22 protein-coding genes are annotated in these 17,541 nt (G+C 34.7%); 11 read left to right on the forward strand and 11 right to left on the reverse strand.

Annotated features, from left to right (window positions below; genetic code table 11):
* Positions 1-46 precede the first annotated feature (46 nt).
* From DPQ89_RS10265 to DPQ89_RS10275, 3 genes are read left to right on the forward strand one after another with little or no spacing between them, the layout of a single operon-like run.
* Entirely contained in the window at positions 47-1,042 is a 996-nt protein-coding gene (locus tag DPQ89_RS10265) for a RimK/LysX family protein (RefSeq protein WP_127716848.1), read from the forward strand.
* Between the two features lie 2 nt (positions 1,043-1,044).
* A complete protein-coding gene (locus DPQ89_RS10270) occupies positions 1,045-2,568 on the forward strand; it encodes a 7TM domain-containing protein (protein WP_127716849.1) in 1,524 nt (507 codons plus the stop codon).
* Positions 2,568-3,449, forward strand: a complete 882-nt coding sequence (locus tag DPQ89_RS10275; protein ID WP_127716850.1) for an alpha-L-glutamate ligase-like protein — start codon at positions 2,568-2,570, stop codon at positions 3,447-3,449. The genes DPQ89_RS10270 and DPQ89_RS10275 overlap by 1 nt, the downstream gene beginning before the upstream one ends.
* 11 nt (positions 3,450-3,460) lie before the next feature.
* On the opposite strand, the gene DPQ89_RS10280 is transcribed toward DPQ89_RS10275, so the two are convergent.
* The gene (locus DPQ89_RS10280; protein WP_127716851.1) at positions 3,461-4,327 is read right to left on the reverse strand and encodes a LysR family transcriptional regulator; all 867 of its coding nucleotides are present in this window, start codon (positions 4,325-4,327) and stop codon (positions 3,461-3,463) included.
* A 90-nt stretch (positions 4,328-4,417) separates the two neighbouring features.
* On the opposite strand from DPQ89_RS10280, the gene DPQ89_RS10285 reads away from it, so the two are divergent.
* Genes DPQ89_RS10285 through DPQ89_RS10295 form a run of 3 tightly spaced genes read left to right on the forward strand, consistent with a single transcriptional unit; the run spans position 4,418 to position 6,180 of the window.
* Complete coding sequence (locus DPQ89_RS10285; RefSeq protein ID WP_127716852.1) at positions 4,418-4,957, forward strand: YceI family protein; 540 nt, start codon at positions 4,418-4,420, stop codon at positions 4,955-4,957.
* A gap of 7 nt (positions 4,958-4,964) precedes the next feature.
* Entirely contained in the window at positions 4,965-5,855 is an 891-nt protein-coding gene (locus DPQ89_RS10290; protein ID WP_127716853.1) for a pirin family protein, read from the forward strand.
* Positions 5,856-5,895: 40 nt separating this feature from the next.
* Positions 5,896-6,180 (forward strand): hypothetical protein, encoded by a 285-nt coding sequence (locus DPQ89_RS10295; protein WP_127716854.1) that lies wholly within the window; start codon positions 5,896-5,898, stop codon positions 6,178-6,180.
* On the opposite strand, the gene DPQ89_RS10300 is transcribed toward DPQ89_RS10295, so the two are convergent.
* From DPQ89_RS10300 to DPQ89_RS10320, 5 genes are read right to left on the reverse strand one after another with little or no spacing between them, the layout of a single operon-like run.
* The gene (locus tag DPQ89_RS10300; RefSeq protein WP_241558829.1) at positions 6,177-6,830 is read right to left on the reverse strand and encodes a thioredoxin domain-containing protein; all 654 of its coding nucleotides are present in this window, start codon (positions 6,828-6,830) and stop codon (positions 6,177-6,179) included. The genes DPQ89_RS10295 and DPQ89_RS10300 overlap by 4 nt on opposite strands.
* Positions 6,823-7,245, reverse strand: coding sequence for a disulfide oxidoreductase (locus DPQ89_RS10305; protein ID WP_127716855.1), 423 nt, complete (start codon positions 7,243-7,245; stop codon positions 6,823-6,825). Before DPQ89_RS10305 ends, DPQ89_RS10300 begins: the two co-directional genes overlap by 8 nt.
* The gene (locus tag DPQ89_RS10310; protein WP_127716856.1) at positions 7,245-8,366 is read right to left on the reverse strand and encodes a hypothetical protein; all 1,122 of its coding nucleotides are present in this window, start codon (positions 8,364-8,366) and stop codon (positions 7,245-7,247) included. The genes DPQ89_RS10305 and DPQ89_RS10310 overlap by 1 nt, the downstream gene beginning before the upstream one ends.
* On the reverse strand, positions 8,363-9,301 hold the full coding sequence (locus tag DPQ89_RS10315; RefSeq protein ID WP_127716857.1) for a hypothetical protein: 939 nt from the start codon (positions 9,299-9,301) through the stop codon (positions 8,363-8,365). The genes DPQ89_RS10310 and DPQ89_RS10315 overlap by 4 nt, the downstream gene beginning before the upstream one ends.
* Positions 9,298-10,068: a phosphatase PAP2 family protein gene (locus DPQ89_RS10320; protein WP_164848349.1), complete on the reverse strand. Its 771-nt coding sequence runs from the start codon at positions 10,066-10,068 to the stop codon at positions 9,298-9,300. The genes DPQ89_RS10315 and DPQ89_RS10320 overlap by 4 nt, the downstream gene beginning before the upstream one ends.
* Before the next feature lie 155 nt (positions 10,069-10,223).
* On the opposite strand from DPQ89_RS10320, the gene DPQ89_RS10325 reads away from it, so the two are divergent.
* A complete protein-coding gene (locus tag DPQ89_RS10325) occupies positions 10,224-10,994 on the forward strand; it encodes a metal-dependent hydrolase (protein ID WP_127716859.1) in 771 nt (256 codons plus the stop codon).
* Here DPQ89_RS10325 and DPQ89_RS10330 read toward each other — a convergent pair.
* Positions 10,991-11,191 carry a hypothetical protein gene (locus DPQ89_RS10330; protein WP_127716860.1) on the reverse strand — a complete coding sequence of 67 codons (201 nt, stop codon included), beginning with the start codon at positions 11,189-11,191 and terminating at the stop codon, positions 10,991-10,993. The genes DPQ89_RS10325 and DPQ89_RS10330 overlap by 4 nt on opposite strands.
* Complete coding sequence (locus tag DPQ89_RS10335; protein ID WP_127716861.1) at positions 11,191-11,595, reverse strand: hypothetical protein; 405 nt, start codon at positions 11,593-11,595, stop codon at positions 11,191-11,193. The genes DPQ89_RS10330 and DPQ89_RS10335 overlap by 1 nt, the downstream gene beginning before the upstream one ends.
* Before the next feature lie 68 nt (positions 11,596-11,663).
* Here DPQ89_RS10335 and DPQ89_RS10340 point away from each other — a divergent pair, with 68 nt between their 5' ends.
* The 4 genes from DPQ89_RS10340 (at position 11,664) to DPQ89_RS10355 (ending at position 14,353) form a co-directional block, all read left to right on the forward strand.
* The gene (locus DPQ89_RS10340; RefSeq protein ID WP_127716862.1) at positions 11,664-12,122 is read left to right on the forward strand and encodes an ASCH domain-containing protein; all 459 of its coding nucleotides are present in this window, start codon (positions 11,664-11,666) and stop codon (positions 12,120-12,122) included.
* Positions 12,123-12,125: 3 nt separating this feature from the next.
* On the forward strand, positions 12,126-12,323 hold the full coding sequence (locus tag DPQ89_RS10345) for a DUF1232 domain-containing protein (RefSeq protein ID WP_127716863.1): 198 nt from the start codon (positions 12,126-12,128) through the stop codon (positions 12,321-12,323).
* A 1-nt stretch (position 12,324) separates the two neighbouring features.
* Positions 12,325-12,969: a LysE/ArgO family amino acid transporter gene (locus tag DPQ89_RS10350; protein WP_127716864.1), complete on the forward strand. Its 645-nt coding sequence runs from the start codon at positions 12,325-12,327 to the stop codon at positions 12,967-12,969.
* 79 nt (positions 12,970-13,048) lie between these two features.
* Positions 13,049-14,353: a cytochrome-c peroxidase gene (locus tag DPQ89_RS10355; protein ID WP_127716865.1), complete on the forward strand. Its 1,305-nt coding sequence runs from the start codon at positions 13,049-13,051 to the stop codon at positions 14,351-14,353.
* On the opposite strand, the gene DPQ89_RS10360 is transcribed toward DPQ89_RS10355, so the two are convergent.
* The 3 genes from DPQ89_RS10360 to DPQ89_RS10370 form a co-directional block, all read right to left on the reverse strand.
* On the reverse strand, positions 14,333-15,640 hold the full coding sequence (locus DPQ89_RS10360) for a deoxyribodipyrimidine photo-lyase (RefSeq protein ID WP_127716866.1): 1,308 nt from the start codon (positions 15,638-15,640) through the stop codon (positions 14,333-14,335). The two genes, DPQ89_RS10355 and DPQ89_RS10360, sit on opposite strands and share 21 nt — an antisense overlap.
* The gene (locus tag DPQ89_RS10365; protein ID WP_127716867.1) at positions 15,640-16,596 is read right to left on the reverse strand and encodes a DUF523 and DUF1722 domain-containing protein; all 957 of its coding nucleotides are present in this window, start codon (positions 16,594-16,596) and stop codon (positions 15,640-15,642) included. The genes DPQ89_RS10360 and DPQ89_RS10365 overlap by 1 nt, the downstream gene beginning before the upstream one ends.
* Positions 16,597-16,661: 65 nt before the next feature.
* Positions 16,662-17,504 (reverse strand): hypothetical protein, encoded by an 843-nt coding sequence (locus DPQ89_RS10370; protein WP_127716868.1) that lies wholly within the window; start codon positions 17,502-17,504, stop codon positions 16,662-16,664.
* Between the last annotated feature and the right edge of the window lie 37 nt (positions 17,505-17,541).

A 17,541-nucleotide genomic window follows, 5' to 3' on the forward strand; every position in this document is an offset into this window, starting at 1 on the left:
AGGCCCATTCGTTCTTTGCTACTATTTGTCAGAAATAGGAGTCAAAATGAAAATCAAATATATAAGACTTTTAGTCTTACTCTTTCTTTGTGCCTGTGCTCTTCCTGAAAATAAAAAAGATCTTAATTCCAGTGAGCGAAAAATTGCCATTTGTAGTATTCAAGATAGAGTTCTCCCTCTTATTGGTGAAGTCGAAAAAATTGATATTGTCGGCCTAGGGAGTTTTGCAACTCGTGTAGATACAGGAGCGAAAACCACTTCTGTAAATGCTGCCGAGATAAAAGAACTAGTTAAAAATGGTGAAGACTATATTTCATTTAAAGTTATCGCTAATAATGGTAAATCTAAAACTTTTGTAAAAAAAGTTGAAAAGATCAGTAAAATAAAAAGCGCAAATAATTCTCATAAAAGGTATTTTGTTACTCTAGACCTTTATGTAGAAGGTAAGAAAGTAAAAGCACTAGTAAACTTAAATGATAGATCAAGAATGGATTATAAACTTTTACTAGGAAGGAATATTCTTAGAGGAAGATATAGTGTTGATTCGAGTACGAAGAATCTTATTGCCAAGAGAAAGAAATTCAAAGATGTACTTGATCAAAAAGAAAGTGATTGTAATTCCATTTTTAATCTAAAAGAGTTAGGGTCTTTAGAGAAAGTGACTCTTGATGAGTTGGTCACTTTAAAAGCTCGTATTGATACAGGTGCATCTAGAACTTCTATAAATGCCTATGATTTGAAAGCGTTTAAAAAAGGTAAAGAAGAGTATATCTCATTTAAAATCTCAAATTCAAAGAATAAAGCGGTCTCTATCACTAAAAAGGTTGCAGCTAAGGTGCCAGTTACAAGTGCAACTTCACTTAAACCAGAAATGAGATACGTTGTTCCGTTTGAAGTCGCAATAGGAAATGATAAGCGAAATATAAATGTCTCTTTAGCGGATCGAAGAGGACTTAAGCACAAAATTTTAATTGGACGAGATTATATTAACAATGCTTATGAAGTAAATACTTCTAAAAGCTACATCTATAAGAGTAATTAATTATGAGCAGAACAAAAATAAAGTCTATTGGCCTTGTATTATTTTTAATTGGAATATTCTCAGTAATTTATAAAATTTACGTTTTAGATATGCCACTTACTCCACAAGCGAACTATGATAAGTGGACTATTGAGTATTCAGTGGAGCTTACTAGGGATCGAGATAAAGTTGATGTACTAGTTCCTAAAATTTTTACAAGGGATTATCAGCTTGTATCAAGCGATAAAGAAGTACTGAAAGAAGCCTATAGTGGAGACCTTAAAAAAGGCATCATCTTCAAGAAGAAGTATGAGATATCTTTTAAGAAAAAGAACAAGGCGAGTGGAAAGCCTACGTCATTTGATACTTTCACTGAAGACGAAGAAGATAAAGAATCTATTACAAAAATTTATAATATTTTAATTAAGGCCAATCCAGACAATCTTTCCTTTGCTAAGAACGTTGGACATTATATTCATGCAGAGATGGGGACTTCTAAAAAAGATGTCGGTAGCTTTGAAAAAGTTCTCTTGACTGAAACGGCCAGTTTAAAAGAGAAAGCTTTGCTTTATCACTTTTTAATGCTGAGAAAAGGTGTGAGTTCTAAGATTTTATTAGGAATCGATTTAAACTCTAAGGAACTAAGAAATGTAAATAGCTCTGTTGAGGCGTCGGTCTCTTTTGTGAACCAAGTCTATATCAATGACAAATGGATTAGTATTGGCTTTGATCTAGAAGAAGGAATCTTTAACCCAAATCGTTTTATTATTGTTACTGATAATTTTGTAAAGTATAGATCTCTTTTTGAGCACGACTCTATCAATGTCTCTTTCTTAGTTAAGCCTGGTACAGTTTCTGGCGTGAATGGAGTTTCTTATAATAAAGATCTAAAACAAAAGAGTGCTTTCTACTCTTCTTTTAACCTCTATCAATTTCCGCTCGCTATGCAGAAATTTTATTTTTATATTTTAATTATACCTTTTGGGACATTGGTCTTGGCCGTATGTCGAAATATGATTGGAATAAAAACTTTTGGTATCTTTATGCCTATACTATTAGGACTATTTCTTGCCTCTTCTTCTTTTTGGATGGGACTCTTTACTCTCTTTCTGGTAGTTCTCCTGGGACTTGTTGAGAGATATGTCTTGGATAAATTCTATCTATTAGCAGTTCCTCGTTTGTCCATTATTCTAACTTTAATTGTAGGTCTATTTTTATTCATGGGTGTAATGAACTTTAATTTTGACCTATTTAATCCTCAGATGTTCTCCGGGGTTCCAATAGTCATTCTTGCTGTATTTGTAGAAACTCTAAGTGTACAGCTATTGGAGGAAGGTTTTAAGAAGTCTTTACCGCCAATATTAGGAACACTATTTATTGCAGTTCTAAGTTACTTTTTATACCAATTTCTCTTTGTAAAAATAGTACTTTTCACACATCCTGAATTACTTATTTCTGTGATTGGATTACTTATTCTAATTGGCTCTTATCATGGTTATAGAATCTCTGAGTTGATTAGATTTAAAAGCTTTATTGAGGATAAATAATGTTTGGATATTTTAAAAAACTTCGAGCTGCCGGTGTACTTGGTATAAATGAAAGAGTAGGGCGCTACATTCTTCCTTTAAATGAAAGAAAGTTCTTTCCACTGGTGGACGATAAAGTTCTTACTGAAAAGAGAGCTAAAGAGTTGAATGTTCCAATGCCTAGAAATTACTTTGTAGTTTCAGAGAACTTTCATCTTAAAAGTCTTGAAAGTGAAATTCGCAAGCTAGACTCTTTCGTCATAAAACCATCGTGTGGAGCAATGGGAAATGGAATTATCCTAATCACTAAAATTGAGAAAACGGACAATTCTGTATTATGCTATAACCCAAGTGGAAAAAAGTTTACTTTAAGAGATATTTCCCAACATATCTCAGGGATTCTATCAGGACTTTATTCATTATCTGGTAATTCTGATAAGGCCATGATTCAGGAATTAATTTTCTGTCACGACATCTTTGATAGATTTTCATATAAAGGAATTCCAGATGTACGTGTCATAGTTCATAAAGGTGTTCCCGTGATGGCAATGACTCGATTACCAACTAAAGAAAGTGATGGTAAAGCAAACCTTCATCAAGGGGCCATAGGTTGTGGAATTGATCTTAAAACTGGAAGAGTTAATTACGGTGTTCATAAAGATGTACCTATCACTCATCATCCCGACACAGGTGTAGATATTCAAGAGCTAGTAATTCCTTATTGGGATACAATCTTAGAGATGGCCGCAAACTGTTATAAAATGGCACACCTTGGCTATCTTGGAGCAGATATAATCTTAGATCAACAAAGAGGACCGATGCTTTTAGAAGTGAATGCAAGACCTGGACTTGCTATTCAAACAGCTAACAAGTGTGGACTACTAAATGTTTTAGAAAAATAATAAGTAAACTTTTATATACTTATTTCTTTTGCGATTTCTATAAATTTTCTAACCTTTTGAGGTAAATTCTTTGTGGGTGAGTAAACAATGTGGACAGGAGATTTCTTTCCTTTCCACTTAGGTAAGATATGCGTGAGCATTCCACTTTCTAGGTAGCTTTTACAGTAATAATCTGGAAGGATACTTATTCCTTGCCCGTCAAGAGCAAGCCTTAAGAGCATTGAAAAGCTATCGGATGTTATTACTGTTTTAAAACTATCAAGCATGAATTCTGAGTTTGCTATAGTATGAATATCTCTAAAAGAAAGAAAACGATGACCTTCAAGCTCACTTAAGCTATTCGGACAACCATACTTTTTCAAATATTTATTACTAGCGACAAGTATAAGACCAACATCCGTAAGCTTATTTTGAATTAGATTTGAATCCTTTAAAGTACCAACCCTAAGAGCGAGGTCAATATTTTCTTTGGCAAGATCAAGGTATTGATTCGTTATTATACTTTGAATTTCTACCTTAGGATAAGCTTCAATATACTTTGAAATCATATCTGAGAGTATTGTCTGTGACATATCCTCTGGTGCCGTTATTCGTATTACGCCCTTTATCTCATTTGTTGCTTCACTTATATGTTGAATTTCTTGGTCCAGCCTAATGAGCAAAGGAGATATACTTATAAAAAACTCTTCACCAGCACTAGTTAAACTTGTTTGCCTTGTGGTTCTACGGATGAGTTGAGTACCTAGCTCTAACTCGAGGGAAGCTATTGCACGACTCACTCGTGACTTTGGCATATTTAATGCCTTAGCGGCCTTAGTAAAGCTTCCTAATTCCGATACTTTACAAAATATTTTTAGTAGGTTTAAGTTTGTTGTCATTTATGCAACAGTATAAATTGATTGTGTCTCCTTTTGCAACTTTATTGTACGTATCATAATAGGCTTAATAAAAACCAAAAAGGAGAATTTATGAGAGTAATTATTTTATGGACTACATTATTAATGGGATTATCCATCCAGGCCAACTCAGTTGATTTGAGTAAAAGTGACTTTACTTGGAAAGGCACAAAAATAACAGGTGAGCACTTCGGGAAGATCTCCCTAAAAGAAGCAAAGATTGAGCGTAATAAAGATGGATCAATTCAGAGTGCTGACTTTGTGATGGATATGAACTCAATTAAAATAACAGACTTAAGTGGAGAATGGGCCGATAAGTTTATCTCGCATATTAAGAGTTCCGATTTTTTTAATGTTGAGAAGTTTCCAGAAGCTTCATTGAAGATCCTATCTGTAAAAGGAGATACTGCGACTGCTAATATGACAATAAAAGGAAAGACAAATACTGTTAAATTTAAATTTCTAGAGAAAGGTAAGAATATTAAAGGTGTTTTAAATTTTGATAGAACAAAATTTGATATGATTTATGGGTCTGGAAATTTTTTCAAAAATCTTGGTGATAAAACAATACATGACGAAGTAAGTGTTCAGTTTAATGTAGTGACAAGGTAGGTAAACGATGAATCCATTGCTCAAAAAAGTTAGAGTTAAGCTAAGTGAAAAACAAAAACATTGGGTGGGGAATGGATTCTATGTAAACGGAGTCCTACGACCTACAAAAGAGTTGTATCCACTAACGAGTCCTTTTTTATTGATGGACTATGCTGCTCCAAAGCTCTTTGCCAGCTCCAGTGAGCGACGTGGTGTGGGAGAACATCCTCATAGAGGTTTTGAAACAGTTACATTTGCTTTACAGGGAGAGATTGAGCATAGAGACTCTGCAGGGGGCGGAGGTATTATAGCCCCTGGGGGTGTTCAGTGGATGACAGCTGGGAAAGGTATTATCCACGATGAATACCATTCTCCCTCTTTTTCTAAGGCCGGTGGTGTATTTGAAATGATTCAGTTATGGGTTAATCTACCGAAGGCCTACAAGCTAAGTCCTGCTAAATATCAAGGGGTGACTAGTGAAGAATTTTCTGTTTACGAGCTAAGTAAGGGCAGTTCATTGAAAATAATTGCTGGGGATTATCATGATAGACAGGGGAAATTTAAAACTTTTTCAGCTATTGATATATTTCAAGCAAAAATTTCAAAAGGAGAGTCTCATAATATTGAGGTAAAAGAGTCTATGAATACCTTAGCTTTTATTATTTCTGGCGAAGGATTTATCGCAGAAGAGCTTGTAAAGGAGGGAGAGTTCGTTATTTTAGAAAGCAAAGGCAGTCTTCTCGAAATTAATTCAAAAAGTGATATGAATATTCTTATATTAAGTGGACAGCCTATTAAGGAGCCCTTTGTCGCCCATGGTCCATTTGTAATGAGTACTAAAGATGAAATTTATGAAGCGATTTTAGATTATCAGTCTGGAAGTATGGGGAAAATTTTAGATGGTAAAAATGAATCCTAAGTTCTAAGATATCGAAAATAACTTAGCAATTGGAAATAATGTGATTATTATAAGACGTTATAAGAAATTAGACTGGTGGTCATTCTTAGATCAAATTGAGATCGAGTTAAGTAGGGACGCTGATGTTGAATGCTTTATTGAACTTGCTGATGAATTAAGACTTAGAATGTTAGAGTGCGTATCAGAAGGTGGTCTTTTTAAACTAAAAGCACCGGCGAAGAACTTAAAAAAAGTGTTTGATGAAAGAAAGCAAAGAGATATAGATTTCGCTAAACTCGAACAAATTGACGAGTTTAACGAAATTATTAATACTGTAATAGATTAATAGTTCTTATTAATCTCTTGTTCAACTAGCTTCTTTAATTGCTCAAAGCCAAAAGTCTCTAACCCTTTCCCATTTACAAAGAACGATGGAGTTCCTCTTACTTGTAATGTTTTAGAGTCGGCAAAGTCTGTTTCAATAACCTTATCAATAGCAGGTGACTTCATATCTTCTTTTAACTTATTAATGTCGACACCAATTTTTTCAAGAATTGGAAACACTTTTTCTGGTCTTGGGTCATGATGAGATGCCCATACTGATTGTTGGTTAAACATCTCTTCTAGTGATTGCCAAAATAGGTTTTGCTTTCTACTTGCTTCTAGAACCTTAATTGCATGCCTTGAGTTCTTGTGAAATGGAACATATCTAACCACAAGTTTAATCTTTCCAGGATAGAGTTTAAGCAATTGTTTTACAGAAGGATAAAATGCCTTACAGCTTTCACACTCTGGATCTAGAAACTCAACAAGGTAGACCTTAGCATCAGGTTCTCCTAAGATTGGTGAGTGGTCTCTGACAAAAATCTCTACATTGTCTAGTGCCATAAAGCTTAATGCTTTTTTCTTATTCTCTTTAAAAACATACGTAGATATGAAAAAGAGTGCAATTATCGCTATGGCAGAGATAGAAATAGCTTTTACTTTGTTATTCATGATTAATAATCCTTTTATAATTCACTAATAATATTAAAATCAAACTAAATGCAATTGATGAAAGTAACGGTATACTCATGAAGCCGAACCAATCTATAAATACAGCTGAACAACTTATTCCCTCTCTACAAGGAGAAATACTTTCAGGGATAACTCCGTAGTAGATTAAGTTGTGATACATGGAAATTAGCCAACCGATAGCGGCCAGAGGGAGAGCGTATATTCTAGCGGATAAGTCGTCAGTAACTGCGCCAATCAGAAAGATGATCACTAGAGGATACATCGCAATTCTTTGGTACCAACAAAGTATACATGGAGGAAACTCCATAACTTCACTAAAAAATAAACTACCAAGCGTTGCTATAAAGCTCAGTATCCAGCAAGGATAGAGTAGTTTCCAGTTCTTATCTTTCATTAAATGGCCTCTGAGAGAGCAAAGTACATTGTAAAGACTTCTTCCTTTCCGTAGGCAAAGTCTACTCTCGCGGTAATATTTTCTTTTGGTAAAATCTTGTAACGTGGACCAAATCCAATATGAGGAAGTAGTGGAGCATCACTTATTGATGAAGGTAGTGGGTTTCCAACTTTTGAAATACCCCCAAAAGCAGTTCCGAGACCAGCAAAAGAAGCTATTCCGAATCTTTCATTTAAAAAGCTTGAAAAGAAATACTTGTGTTCTGCTTCAATTCGGATCATATTTCGGCCTTCATAGACACCACCTGTATAACCTCTTTGTGAACCACCTCTTCCATAATTATAGTTATAATTTGAATTTGTTTGGCCTATCCCAATACTGGTTTCAAAAATATATGAAATCATTTGATTAGATCTTGTTTTAAGTGTTTGGTATTTACTAATGTTAAAGTTTAAAACCTCAAAGTCGGCCTCATTATTTAATGATTTTCTGTAAATATTAAACTTTGCGAGAGAGCGAATACCAGATGTTGGAGAGAAAGTATTATCTCTCGAGTCGTATTCAGAGTGAATATTTAAAGCGTTATTACTTGTTTCTTGTTGCATTCCGTTGTCTGCTTTGAAATTAATCTCTGTACCAACGTAGCCAGCACCTACAAAAAGGTTTTTATAAACTTTTCTTGAAAAATCAAAAAGGTATGCAAGTACATTTGAATTTGTTCTTGTGAATCTACTTACGTCCATTAAGTACATCTCTCCAATAAAGTCACCTTTAAAAGCACCGTAGCCGAATCTCCAATTATCTTCATCATAGTATAATTTCCCCCCTAAGCCTCCGGCCCAAGAGTCATTGGTCGTAAGCATTGCTAGGCCTAAGAACCTTGATGGAGGAGAGATCGTATCACTTTCATCAAGCTTGAAAAGTTTCATGGCCATTAAACTTACACCAAATTTTTGTTGAGGATTGTAAGAAGGACCTGGAACAACTAAGAAGGTTTTTTCTTTCTTTTCTTGCTCCTCTTTCGTTTCATCAGAGTTAGTCTTCTCTTCTGATGCGACAGATGTACTGAAACAAGTCGTTACGAGTAATAGTGAGAGGAAGAGTAGTTTTGTAAGTTTCATTTAAACCTTTTTTCTAATGTTAGTGTTGTAAGCATTGTTTTAGTATCAGATCTTAGGTCTGAGCTACTATAAGTTACTCTGTTATACATTGCTTTGTAAGTGAAATCGATTGAGATTATCGCAAAAGACTTTTCAAATTTCTTATACTCAAGTGATGTTCGGTAGCTACTCATGAGTACTTCATCGATATGAATATTTTGAGTTGTAGATTTCATATCATATGCGTTCACTGTTGATGCATCAAAGGCAAACTTCCAATTGAGTTGTTGATTTAGTCTAATTAGTACTTCAGCTCCATATCCTATCGAGTATGTAAAATCACTTCTAAAAACGTCATCCAGTAGAGCAAATTGTGAACTCATTTGAGAGTAGAAATCGATATGCAGGTTAGTTCTAAGTTGTATATTTTTAAATAGGTATCCAACTTCTCCTGCAATAGTTGAAGTATTTTTTCCTGAGTAAGGTCTTGCTTGCCTAGTTCTATTTCCTTCAGCATATGTATTTGTTTTAAAGATTTGATTTAAAAAGATATCAACAAATATAAGATCTTTTTCGATTGCTCTGTACCTAAGCTCTAGTGTGGGATCAAAGAGACCATGAATAGTATTAGTCTTATATTCATTGTCAAAAATATCTTCGAAGTGAGTGCTTAGATCCTTTGTTTGGTATTTAAAAGAGAGTTGTAGCAGAAAATTATTTGTAATAGAGTATTTATAAGTTGGCTCAAGAATTAAAACTTGTTGATCAAATTCCTGTATGTCTCCCGGGGTTAGGTTTACAGACTTGTCATCGTATTCAACCTCGAACTCTTTTAAACTTGATGAAAATTTAAAGCTTGATTCTCCCTTGTGTGGGAAAAAGTATAATTCTTGTAGTTCAGAGGAAAATGTACTTCTTATGATGAGGATAGATAATGTAAGGAGTAAGTATTTCAAAACTTCATCCTCCAGTTTAGACCATAGGATTTATTAATAGGGTCAATAGTTGGAGTAATTGCCATTTTAGACTTGTATCTGTAGTTTCCATACTCATCGAAGTGGGCATTATACATTAAGTAGCTTGTTATTGTTCCAATAACAGCTCCTCCTAGAACATCAGTAAAAGAATGTTTGTTAGCATCAATTCGTGTCCATCCAATATAAATTGAGTAAATCATAGGAAGAGAGGCGATTACTTTGTTTTTTGAAAAACTCTTAGATCTATATAACTCAAGGGACATCCATGATCCTAATGTAAAAGCATGAGTAGTGTGCCCACTAGGAAAAGACAGATAGTTTGACTCATCCGGTCTCTGTTTTCTAAAAGCGTACTTTGCTCCAAAAGTTATTCCCTGAGATATAAGTAGTGACTCTGTTAAAACAAATGCTTTATCGAATGACTCAGAACTATTTTGATATAAGTAGTTTGAGTAAAGAGCAATGGTCATCAGTGTCGGTCCATGATTGCCGAAAAAGTATGCCCATTCGGGGACAGATAAGTCATCTTTATTATATTGAAAATCTCCTGTGTCGGAGGCACTTCTTACATAGTCAGGGTTTATGAGCCAGAGGGTGGCCATCTCAGTTGCAAAAAATAATGAAAGATACTTTACTTGAGGTGGTGATATATCAAGTTTACTTTCTCTCACATGCTCGGTGGATTTATTATTTACAATTGCAAAGCTGTTAAAGCTTAACAAGAGTATGAAAAGAGCAATTTTCATAGAGGTCATTTTCCTTCATTAATTTTTGATTAATATAGTACAGAAAACGAGAAAAAACAAAGGGGAGCAGTGTGTTGTTTTTTTGTCTATCTATTAGATTTTGACTTATTCTATAAACCAATTTTAACTATTATAAACATTTCTTGTGAGGTTATATGAAAATTCTTATTTCTTTGATGCTATTTGTTAGTACTGCAATGGCAACAGAGGTTACTTGGTTAGGTCAAGCAGCATTTCTTATTAAAACAAATGAGGGAAAGCGGATACTAATTGATCCTTTTATTTTTTCTAATCCAAAAACCCCTGCGTCTTTCAAAGACGAAAAGTTATACAAGAATATTGATCTCATCCTTCTGACTCATGGGCATGGAGATCATGTAGGTGACTTTAAGAAGATAATGGAGCTGTCGCCGAACTCTAAGATTTCAATGAATGCAGACATGGGAAATGTAATGCTAGCAAATGGCCTAATCACTAAAGATAGGTATTTCCCTCTCAATAAGTCTGGGGAGATTTTACCATTTGAAGATAAGACAAAAGTTATCATGGTTAGGGCGGAACATAGCTCATCTTTAAAGATTGAAGGAAAGGTTCACTATGGAGGAGAACCTGTAGGATATGTCATTCAATTTTCTAATGGAAAATCTTTATACCATGCTGGAGATACTGGAGTTTTTGGTGATATGAAAATGATTGGTTCTTACTATAGACCTGATCTAGCGTTGCTGCCAATTGGCGGTAATTATACAATGGGGCCTAAAGAGGCCGCTTTCGCTATTGATAACTTTATAAAGCCTAAAGTTGTAGTTCCTATGCACTATGGAACATTTCCAATTTTAAAGGGAACGCCTTCACAGTTAAAAGGTTATCTAAAGAATAAGAAAGTACTTAATGTGATCGACCCTGGTCAGAAAGTTACTCTTTAGTTCCAGTTAACTACAGAGTAGCCTTTTTTATTTAAGCACTTTATTTGTTCATCTCTATCGCCTGCTTTTTCGCAGGCGATAATATCCTTAGCAATGACCTCTTTATTTGTGATCACTTTGTGAGCGACCACTGGACCAGGCCTTACGCTAGCACATGACAAAAGAGATAGAGAAGTCAGTAGGAGGAAGTACTTCACTAATTCCAACCGTATATTTTGTAGCCTTTCTCAGTTAGGCAATCAGATTGAATATTTCTCTTAACGGCTTCTCTTTGCTTTTTAGAACCAGCCGCTCCTGCTAGAGCTCCAAGTGCCGCACCATACTTAGCGCTAGTCTTTCTTTGAGATGAGTTTCCTCCGTATATGGCCGAACCTAGTGCTGAAGCGGCAGCTCCTTTTGCAGAACCTTTAACTGCTCCTGTAGCAGCGCCACCTTTTTTACCTTGTTGAGCAATAATTGTAGTTGCTTGAGAGTCACAGTAGGCCACGTCTGCCGCTATTTTTGCAGTATCAGTTATTGATGCATGTTGAACAATTGGTCCTGGTTTTGTTGATGCGCAAGATGCTAAAGCGATTAAAGCGAGAAATGTTATAGTTTTCATAGAAACTCCGGAATTAATTATCTAATATAGGCATTATTATACATAAAGTTTCTTAATAAGGAATATTGATGAAATCAATAACGGATATTTTTTGGAATAAGTATTTAGATACTATTGGAAGTCCTCTTGGGGACGCCCATGTAGAGATTTCAATTGCCGGAAATATAGAAATCGCTGATGAGCTACTTAATCTATTCTTGCAGGGAAAGAAAACTGCAGGTAGTGGCTTGGTGAAAGACTTTATTTTGGCCGAAGATGATTTACCTAAAGTAGGTAATTATTGGATGATTCTAGATTCTAAAGAAGTGCCTCGTTGTATCGTTAAAACGGTAAAAGTAGAGAGAAACCTTTTTAAAGATATTTCTTGTGAAATTGCTAAGGCAGAAGGTGAAGGGGATCTCTCTGTAGAGTATTGGAAGAAAGTTCATCGCAGCTTCTTTACTCCTTACCTTGAACAGTGGGGAATAACTAATCTAGATGAAGAAGAGGTCGTTACGGAGTTTTTTGAACTCGTTTATAAGGAATAAGTAATGTTGAAAACAGTTTGGACTCTTTTGTGTGGGATCATTGGTTTAATTTATATTTTAAATCCTACAGCGGGTGTTATTGAGCTTATTCCTGATAATATTCCACTTATAGGTAATTTAGATGAAGCCTTGGCGGTTGTTCTTGTTCTTGGTGCCTTAAGGCATTTTGGTATCGATATTACAAAAATATTTAAGAAGTAGTATGAGTAGTATTTTTCTAGAAGGATTTTTTTTACAAGCGGGCTTGATACTTGCTCTAGGAGCACAAAATATTTTTGTACTTGAATCTGGTATTAAGAATCAAAATCAATATCTTGTAGCTTTTGTCTGTTCTGTTTGCGATTTTCTTCTTATCGCAATTGGAGTTCTTGGTGCGGCCACAATCTTTGTAAAGTTCCCTTATATCAAGATTGTCTTTGGTGCTCTAGGAGTTTGCTTCTTATTTATCTATGCTCTGCAGAAGCTGCGTCAAAGCTTTAGTGAGAATGAGTTTGAAGAATTTGAAATACACTCTTCTTTAGATCCTAAAAAGAGTATATTACTTGCATTAGGTTTCAGCTTATTAAATCCCCATGTTTATCTCGATACAATAGTCCTAATTGGAGGCTTTTCTTCAAAGTTTAGTGAATTAAATAATAGATTGATTTTCGGTCTTGGTGCAGGGATTTTTTCTTCACTTTGGTTCTTTGGTCTGGCGTCTTTTTCACGACTTCTCAAGCGTGCGCTGCGCACAAAAAAATCTATGAGAAAGCTTAATTTTGGTGCATCTTTGTTACTTCTTTACCTAGGTCTTACTCTTGCGTTGGACGTTTACGAATGGTGTAATGAACTGTTCATAGGCCGATAATAATCATCTTTTTTAAAACTATTTGACTACCTCTTGAAGTGCTACATAGAATTGTGCCTAAACCTAAGGAACAACTCGTATGATTAAAAAATTACTAATTGTAGCTTTATTAAATATTTCAATAAATTCTTACGCAAGCGATACTGATCAAATTCTTTCTGACTATATTAAAATTTTTCAATTTAAGCCGTTAAAAGCACCAAGTAACTTTAATCAAGAAGTATACGACCTTGGAAAAGAGTTATTCTTTGAAAAGCTAGTTTCAGGAAATAAGAATATAAGTTGTTCTACTTGTCATCATCCAGATTTATTCTCTGGTGATGCCTTACCGTTATCTGTGGGAGAAGGGGGAGTTGGTTTAGGTCAAGCTCGTAGGTCATCTAGATCAAGTCGAACTATCGCTAGAAATTCCCCTGCGCTTTATAACCTTGGTCATGACTCTATGAATATTCTATTTTGGGATGGTAGAGTGAGTTATAGATCAGATTGGGATGAATTTACAACGCCAGCTGAAGTTCTCAATGGTGAGTATCCAGAGCGTGAAGATATAACAAAAGTTCTTGGTAGTGCTCTGGCCGCTCAAGCTTTGTTTCCTCCTCTATCTCATGATGAAATGAGAGGGAAAAAAGGAACTAACGATATAGCAAATGCGCCAGATAATCAAAGCAGTTGGAAAATTATTATGCAAAGGCTTCTCTCGAAGCAGAAGTATAAAGACTTGTTTAGCAAAGCATTCAAAGGGACCAGTAAGTTTAACATTGGTCACTTTGGAAATGCGCTAGCACATTTTCAAAAGCATGAGTTCTCTGCTCATGAAACACCTTGGGATAATTACTTAAATGGTGACTTAGATGCAATGAGTGAGTCTCAAAAAAGAGGTGCTCTTCTATTTATGACTGAGGCCCAGTGTACAAAGTGTCACTTAGGGGACTTGCTAGGAGGAGATCGTTTTGAGTCAATTGCATCACCACAAATTGGCCCAGGCAAAGATATTAGAAAAAATGATGAAGGAAGATTTCTAATTACAAAGAATGAAAAAGATTTATATCAATTTAGAGTTCCGCCACTAAGAAATGTTGCTCTTACTGGTCCATACTTTCATTCTGGTGCCTATGATACTTTAGAAAAGGTCGTGGACCACTATATTGAAGGTGCTAGGTCAATTGATAATTATGATAGTCGTTGGCTTTCGAATCTTACAAATGTATATAGTGAACAACTCTTTGTTGAGACAGATCGTTATATGAACTTTAAAAAGAAAAATGCAGCTCATCCTCTAGTTCGTAGTGGAGTAATTACTTTATCTACTCAGGAAAGAAGAGATTTATTGAATTTTCTTAAATACTCATTAACAGATAAGAAATTACAGCGCTTCATTAAGTGATATTTTATAAATATGTATGGCCCTGTGGTAGGCCGTACTATGATCAACCATTGGAGGGGGGTAATCTTCAGAGTCAAATTCTGGGACCCACTTTCTAATATATTTAAATTCCGGATCGAACTTCTTTTGTTGAGTGTAAGGATTAAAAACCCGAAAGTAAGGGGATGCATCACATCCTGTTCCTGCTACCCATTGCCAATTTCCATTATTAGCACTTTTATCGTAATCAAGTAGCTTTTGTGCAAAATACTTCTCACCCCATCTCCAGTCGATAAGAAGATGCTTTACAAGAAAACTGGCCGTGATCATCCTCACTCTATTATGCATAAGACCTGTCGTATTAAGCTCTCTCATTCCTGCATCAACTATAGGATAACCAGTATTTCCATCACACCATTTCTTAAATTCGCTTCTTTTATTTAACCATTGAATTTTTTCGTATTTCTTTTTAAATGGACCTTTTTCAACATGAGGAAAGTTATAGAGAATTTGCATGAAGAAATCTCTCCAGATCAATTCACTTAACCAGGTCTTATTTGTTTCCATTGCAATTTGAATACATTTTCTAATGCTAATTGTTCCAAATCGTAAGTGAACACTTAGGTTTGATGTTCCATTGATCCCTGGTAAGTCTCTTGTTTCTTGATAGTTCAAAAGTTTCGACTTTCTTATAACTCTTTTTGGAGGACTAATCTTAGTTTCTCTATGTCCTAGATCAGAAAGATTTATAGAGCTTTTGGATTCAAAAGAGTAAAGATTACCAAGTTTTTTGACAGTATTAATTGAAGCCATATCATTGGGGGTAATCTGTTCAAGCCACTTGTTCTTATAAGCAGTAAAGACAGTATATGGGGTTCCATCTTTTTTTATAATTTCTAATTCTTCAAAAATACATTGATCTTTATATTGAATAAAATTTGCTCGACTAAACATCTTTTGAATTCGTTTGTCTCTTGTGATAGCGAAGCTTTCGTAGTCTTTATTAGAAAAGATATTTTCAATTTCATAATTTTTGAAAAGGTAAGAAAAAACGTTTTCAGGAGAGTCATGGAAAACTTCTAAATCACTACCGTATTTATGTAGCTCATTTTTTAGCCGCTGTAGTGACTCTAGTATGAATTCAACCCTGGCATCCTCTTTGTCTTTTAATTTATCTAGGATTGCAGGATCAAAGATAAAGATAGGTATAACAGGGGTATTTTCGCAAAGAGCAAAGTATAAGGCCCTATTATCATTTAGTCTTAGATCCCTTCGAAACCAGAATATATTTACTTTAACTTTTTCCATTATGCGATACTTTGGTGAATTTTAAGTTCTTTTGGATAAGGATTAAAGTAGTAGTGATCTTGTAGGTAAGTAACATTAAATTTAGCAATAAAGAATTCAAAAAGACTCTTTGGAACGGCATGCAAATGATAATTTTTCTTATAGTCTTCAAAGAGATTTAATATATGAACTTTTTCTTCTTTAGATAAATCTCTTTTTAAATAGCCCATAATATGTTGAAGAACATTAAATCTACCTCCTTGAGTAGGAGGAGCTTCAAGGCTTTTTTGAAAGATTTTTTCGTATTGGTCAAAGTGTAACTCAATATCTTTCATGTCATTTCCTGCTGCGAGATTACCTAGCGTCTTTAAATTTGCTGGAGAGTGCTCCATCAAGATATACTTATACCTTTTATGAAAGTCTTGGAGAGAAGCAATATCTCTATTTAAGTTCTTGAATCTGAATGAGGCAAATACTCGCTTCATGAAGTTCTCTCTTAATTGCGAATTATTCATTCTCCCACTGTCTATATAAGGAAGATTGGGGAAGAAATCGATAACGAACTTTGCAAATAAGCCTGTATTAAAAGTCACGGGACCATCACCGCTTACTTCAACCGTTTTTACATTGTCAGTTCCACAACTAGGAGATTTTCTCATAAAGATAAAGCCATCTAATTCACTTAAGGCCATGGGCGGTGCAATTGACTTATAGGTCTCATTTGCCAAATCAGTATAATCTAGATGGCTCTTTCTTCCTCGAATTTTGATGCTATTCTTATTTTTACCTTCATAGTTGAGATATATCTCTTCTCTAGGTACTCCAAGACCCATCTCTACCTCAGGGCAAATAGGATAGAAGTCCACATACTTTCCTAACTCATTCACAATCCATGAGTCTCTAGTATGACCTTTGTTGTAACGTACATTATTGCCAAGTAGGCAGGAGCTAATTCCAATTTTTGGTTTATCTTTCATTGAGCACTCCACCGTAGTTTATTTGATAATATAGTATCTCTTATATATGAGAATAATATCAAGGACTATCGATGGTTGCGTAATGTTTGTGTAACGCTGAATAGGCAAAGTAGGTTTGTACATAGTGAGAAGATGACGCCTATTAAAGGGGATTTTCCTTTTAATACTCTCGCAAGCTCGAGATAATCTTTAGGAGACTTTAAGAAATCTATAAAAATTTCTTGATGCGATATTGGTGTTTTATTCCAGCTTAGATATCCAATGATAACCATGAAGGAGATAAAAGATAGAGTTATAACTAATTTTAATATTGTGTAATTACCTTTTTCATTTTCTATTTGAATATTGCTCGTATAACAATCGAGATAGTTTCTATTGTTTATATCAACTAGAGTTGTTCTTAAAAGATCATCCTTCAGTTTATTTAGTAATGATTTCCTTTCTAATATTTTATAGATAAGAAAGTAGATGCAGCTGTAAATTAAGAGGTGTGTTGCTAGCGCTGATTTATGTTGAATATTTGAAATATATATAAATATTGAAATAATGCTAGCTAGGCCGAATGCAATTATAAATATATTATTAACAATACTGAAATATTGGGTGTACTCTGCTCCTTTACTTAAGTTATAGAGCTTAACCTTTTGAGAAATCTTGTGAAGAAAGTGATTACTGCCTGGGCCGTACAGGTGAAATTTTTCTCCATTGAATGAGAATTCTATTAGACTTCTATACAGGGCAGACTTTCTCCTCTTAGAGTCGATACTTTCATATTTTTCAATGGCAACAATTTTACCTGTAATAACTCTTCCATATCTAGTGTAGTAGAGCTTGAGGTATAGTAGGTATAGAGAGAAGGTAAAGAAGAATGAAGCCGTAAGGCCTAGAAAGAATAGTCCGATTTCCATGACTAATAATATCAGAATTTTGCATTAATATCTGATT

It is taken from the genome of Halobacteriovorax sp. HLS, from assembly GCF_004006665.1.
Classification (GTDB): Bacteria; Bdellovibrionota; Bacteriovoracia; order Bacteriovoracales; family Bacteriovoracaceae; genus Halobacteriovorax.

What these genes read in the sequence shown, in the direction of transcription:
- DPQ89_RS10275 (WP_127716850.1), top strand. Translation starts at nt 2,568, where the DNA reads ATGTTTGGATATTTTAAAAAACTTCGAGCTGCCGGTGTACTTGGTATA.
- DPQ89_RS10335 (WP_127716861.1), bottom strand. Translation starts at nt 11,595, where the DNA reads ATGAAAACTATAACATTTCTCGCTTTAATCGCTTTAGCATCTTGCGCA.
- DPQ89_RS10355 (WP_127716865.1), top strand. Translation starts at nt 13,049, where the DNA reads ATGATTAAAAAATTACTAATTGTAGCTTTATTAAATATTTCAATAAAT.
- DPQ89_RS10365 (WP_127716867.1), bottom strand. Translation starts at nt 16,596, where the DNA reads ATGAAAGATAAACCAAAAATTGGAATTAGCTCCTGCCTACTTGGCAAT.
- DPQ89_RS10360 (WP_127716866.1), bottom strand. Translation starts at nt 15,640, where the DNA reads ATGGAAAAAGTTAAAGTAAATATATTCTGGTTTCGAAGGGATCTAAGA.
- DPQ89_RS10290 (WP_127716853.1), top strand. Translation starts at nt 4,965, where the DNA reads ATGAATCCATTGCTCAAAAAAGTTAGAGTTAAGCTAAGTGAAAAACAA.
- DPQ89_RS10285 (WP_127716852.1), top strand. Translation starts at nt 4,418, where the DNA reads ATGAGAGTAATTATTTTATGGACTACATTATTAATGGGATTATCCATC.
- DPQ89_RS10265 (WP_127716848.1), top strand. Translation starts at nt 47, where the DNA reads ATGAAAATCAAATATATAAGACTTTTAGTCTTACTCTTTCTTTGTGCC.
- DPQ89_RS10345 (WP_127716863.1), top strand. Translation starts at nt 12,126, where the DNA reads ATGTTGAAAACAGTTTGGACTCTTTTGTGTGGGATCATTGGTTTAATT.
- DPQ89_RS10320 (WP_164848349.1), bottom strand. Translation starts at nt 10,068, where the DNA reads ATGAAAATTGCTCTTTTCATACTCTTGTTAAGCTTTAACAGCTTTGCA.
- DPQ89_RS10305 (WP_127716855.1), bottom strand. Translation starts at nt 7,245, where the DNA reads ATGAAAGATAAGAACTGGAAACTACTCTATCCTTGCTGGATACTGAGC.
- DPQ89_RS10370 (WP_127716868.1), bottom strand. Translation starts at nt 17,504, where the DNA reads ATGGAAATCGGACTATTCTTTCTAGGCCTTACGGCTTCATTCTTCTTT.
- DPQ89_RS10310 (WP_127716856.1), bottom strand. Translation starts at nt 8,366, where the DNA reads ATGAAACTTACAAAACTACTCTTCCTCTCACTATTACTCGTAACGACT.
- DPQ89_RS10300 (WP_241558829.1), bottom strand. Translation starts at nt 6,830, where the DNA reads ATGAATAACAAAGTAAAAGCTATTTCTATCTCTGCCATAGCGATAATT.
- DPQ89_RS10340 (WP_127716862.1), top strand. Translation starts at nt 11,664, where the DNA reads ATGAAATCAATAACGGATATTTTTTGGAATAAGTATTTAGATACTATT.
- DPQ89_RS10350 (WP_127716864.1), top strand. Translation starts at nt 12,325, where the DNA reads ATGAGTAGTATTTTTCTAGAAGGATTTTTTTTACAAGCGGGCTTGATA.
- DPQ89_RS10325 (WP_127716859.1), top strand. Translation starts at nt 10,224, where the DNA reads ATGAAAATTCTTATTTCTTTGATGCTATTTGTTAGTACTGCAATGGCA.
- DPQ89_RS10270 (WP_127716849.1), top strand. Translation starts at nt 1,045, where the DNA reads ATGAGCAGAACAAAAATAAAGTCTATTGGCCTTGTATTATTTTTAATT.
- DPQ89_RS10280 (WP_127716851.1), bottom strand. Translation starts at nt 4,327, where the DNA reads ATGACAACAAACTTAAACCTACTAAAAATATTTTGTAAAGTATCGGAA.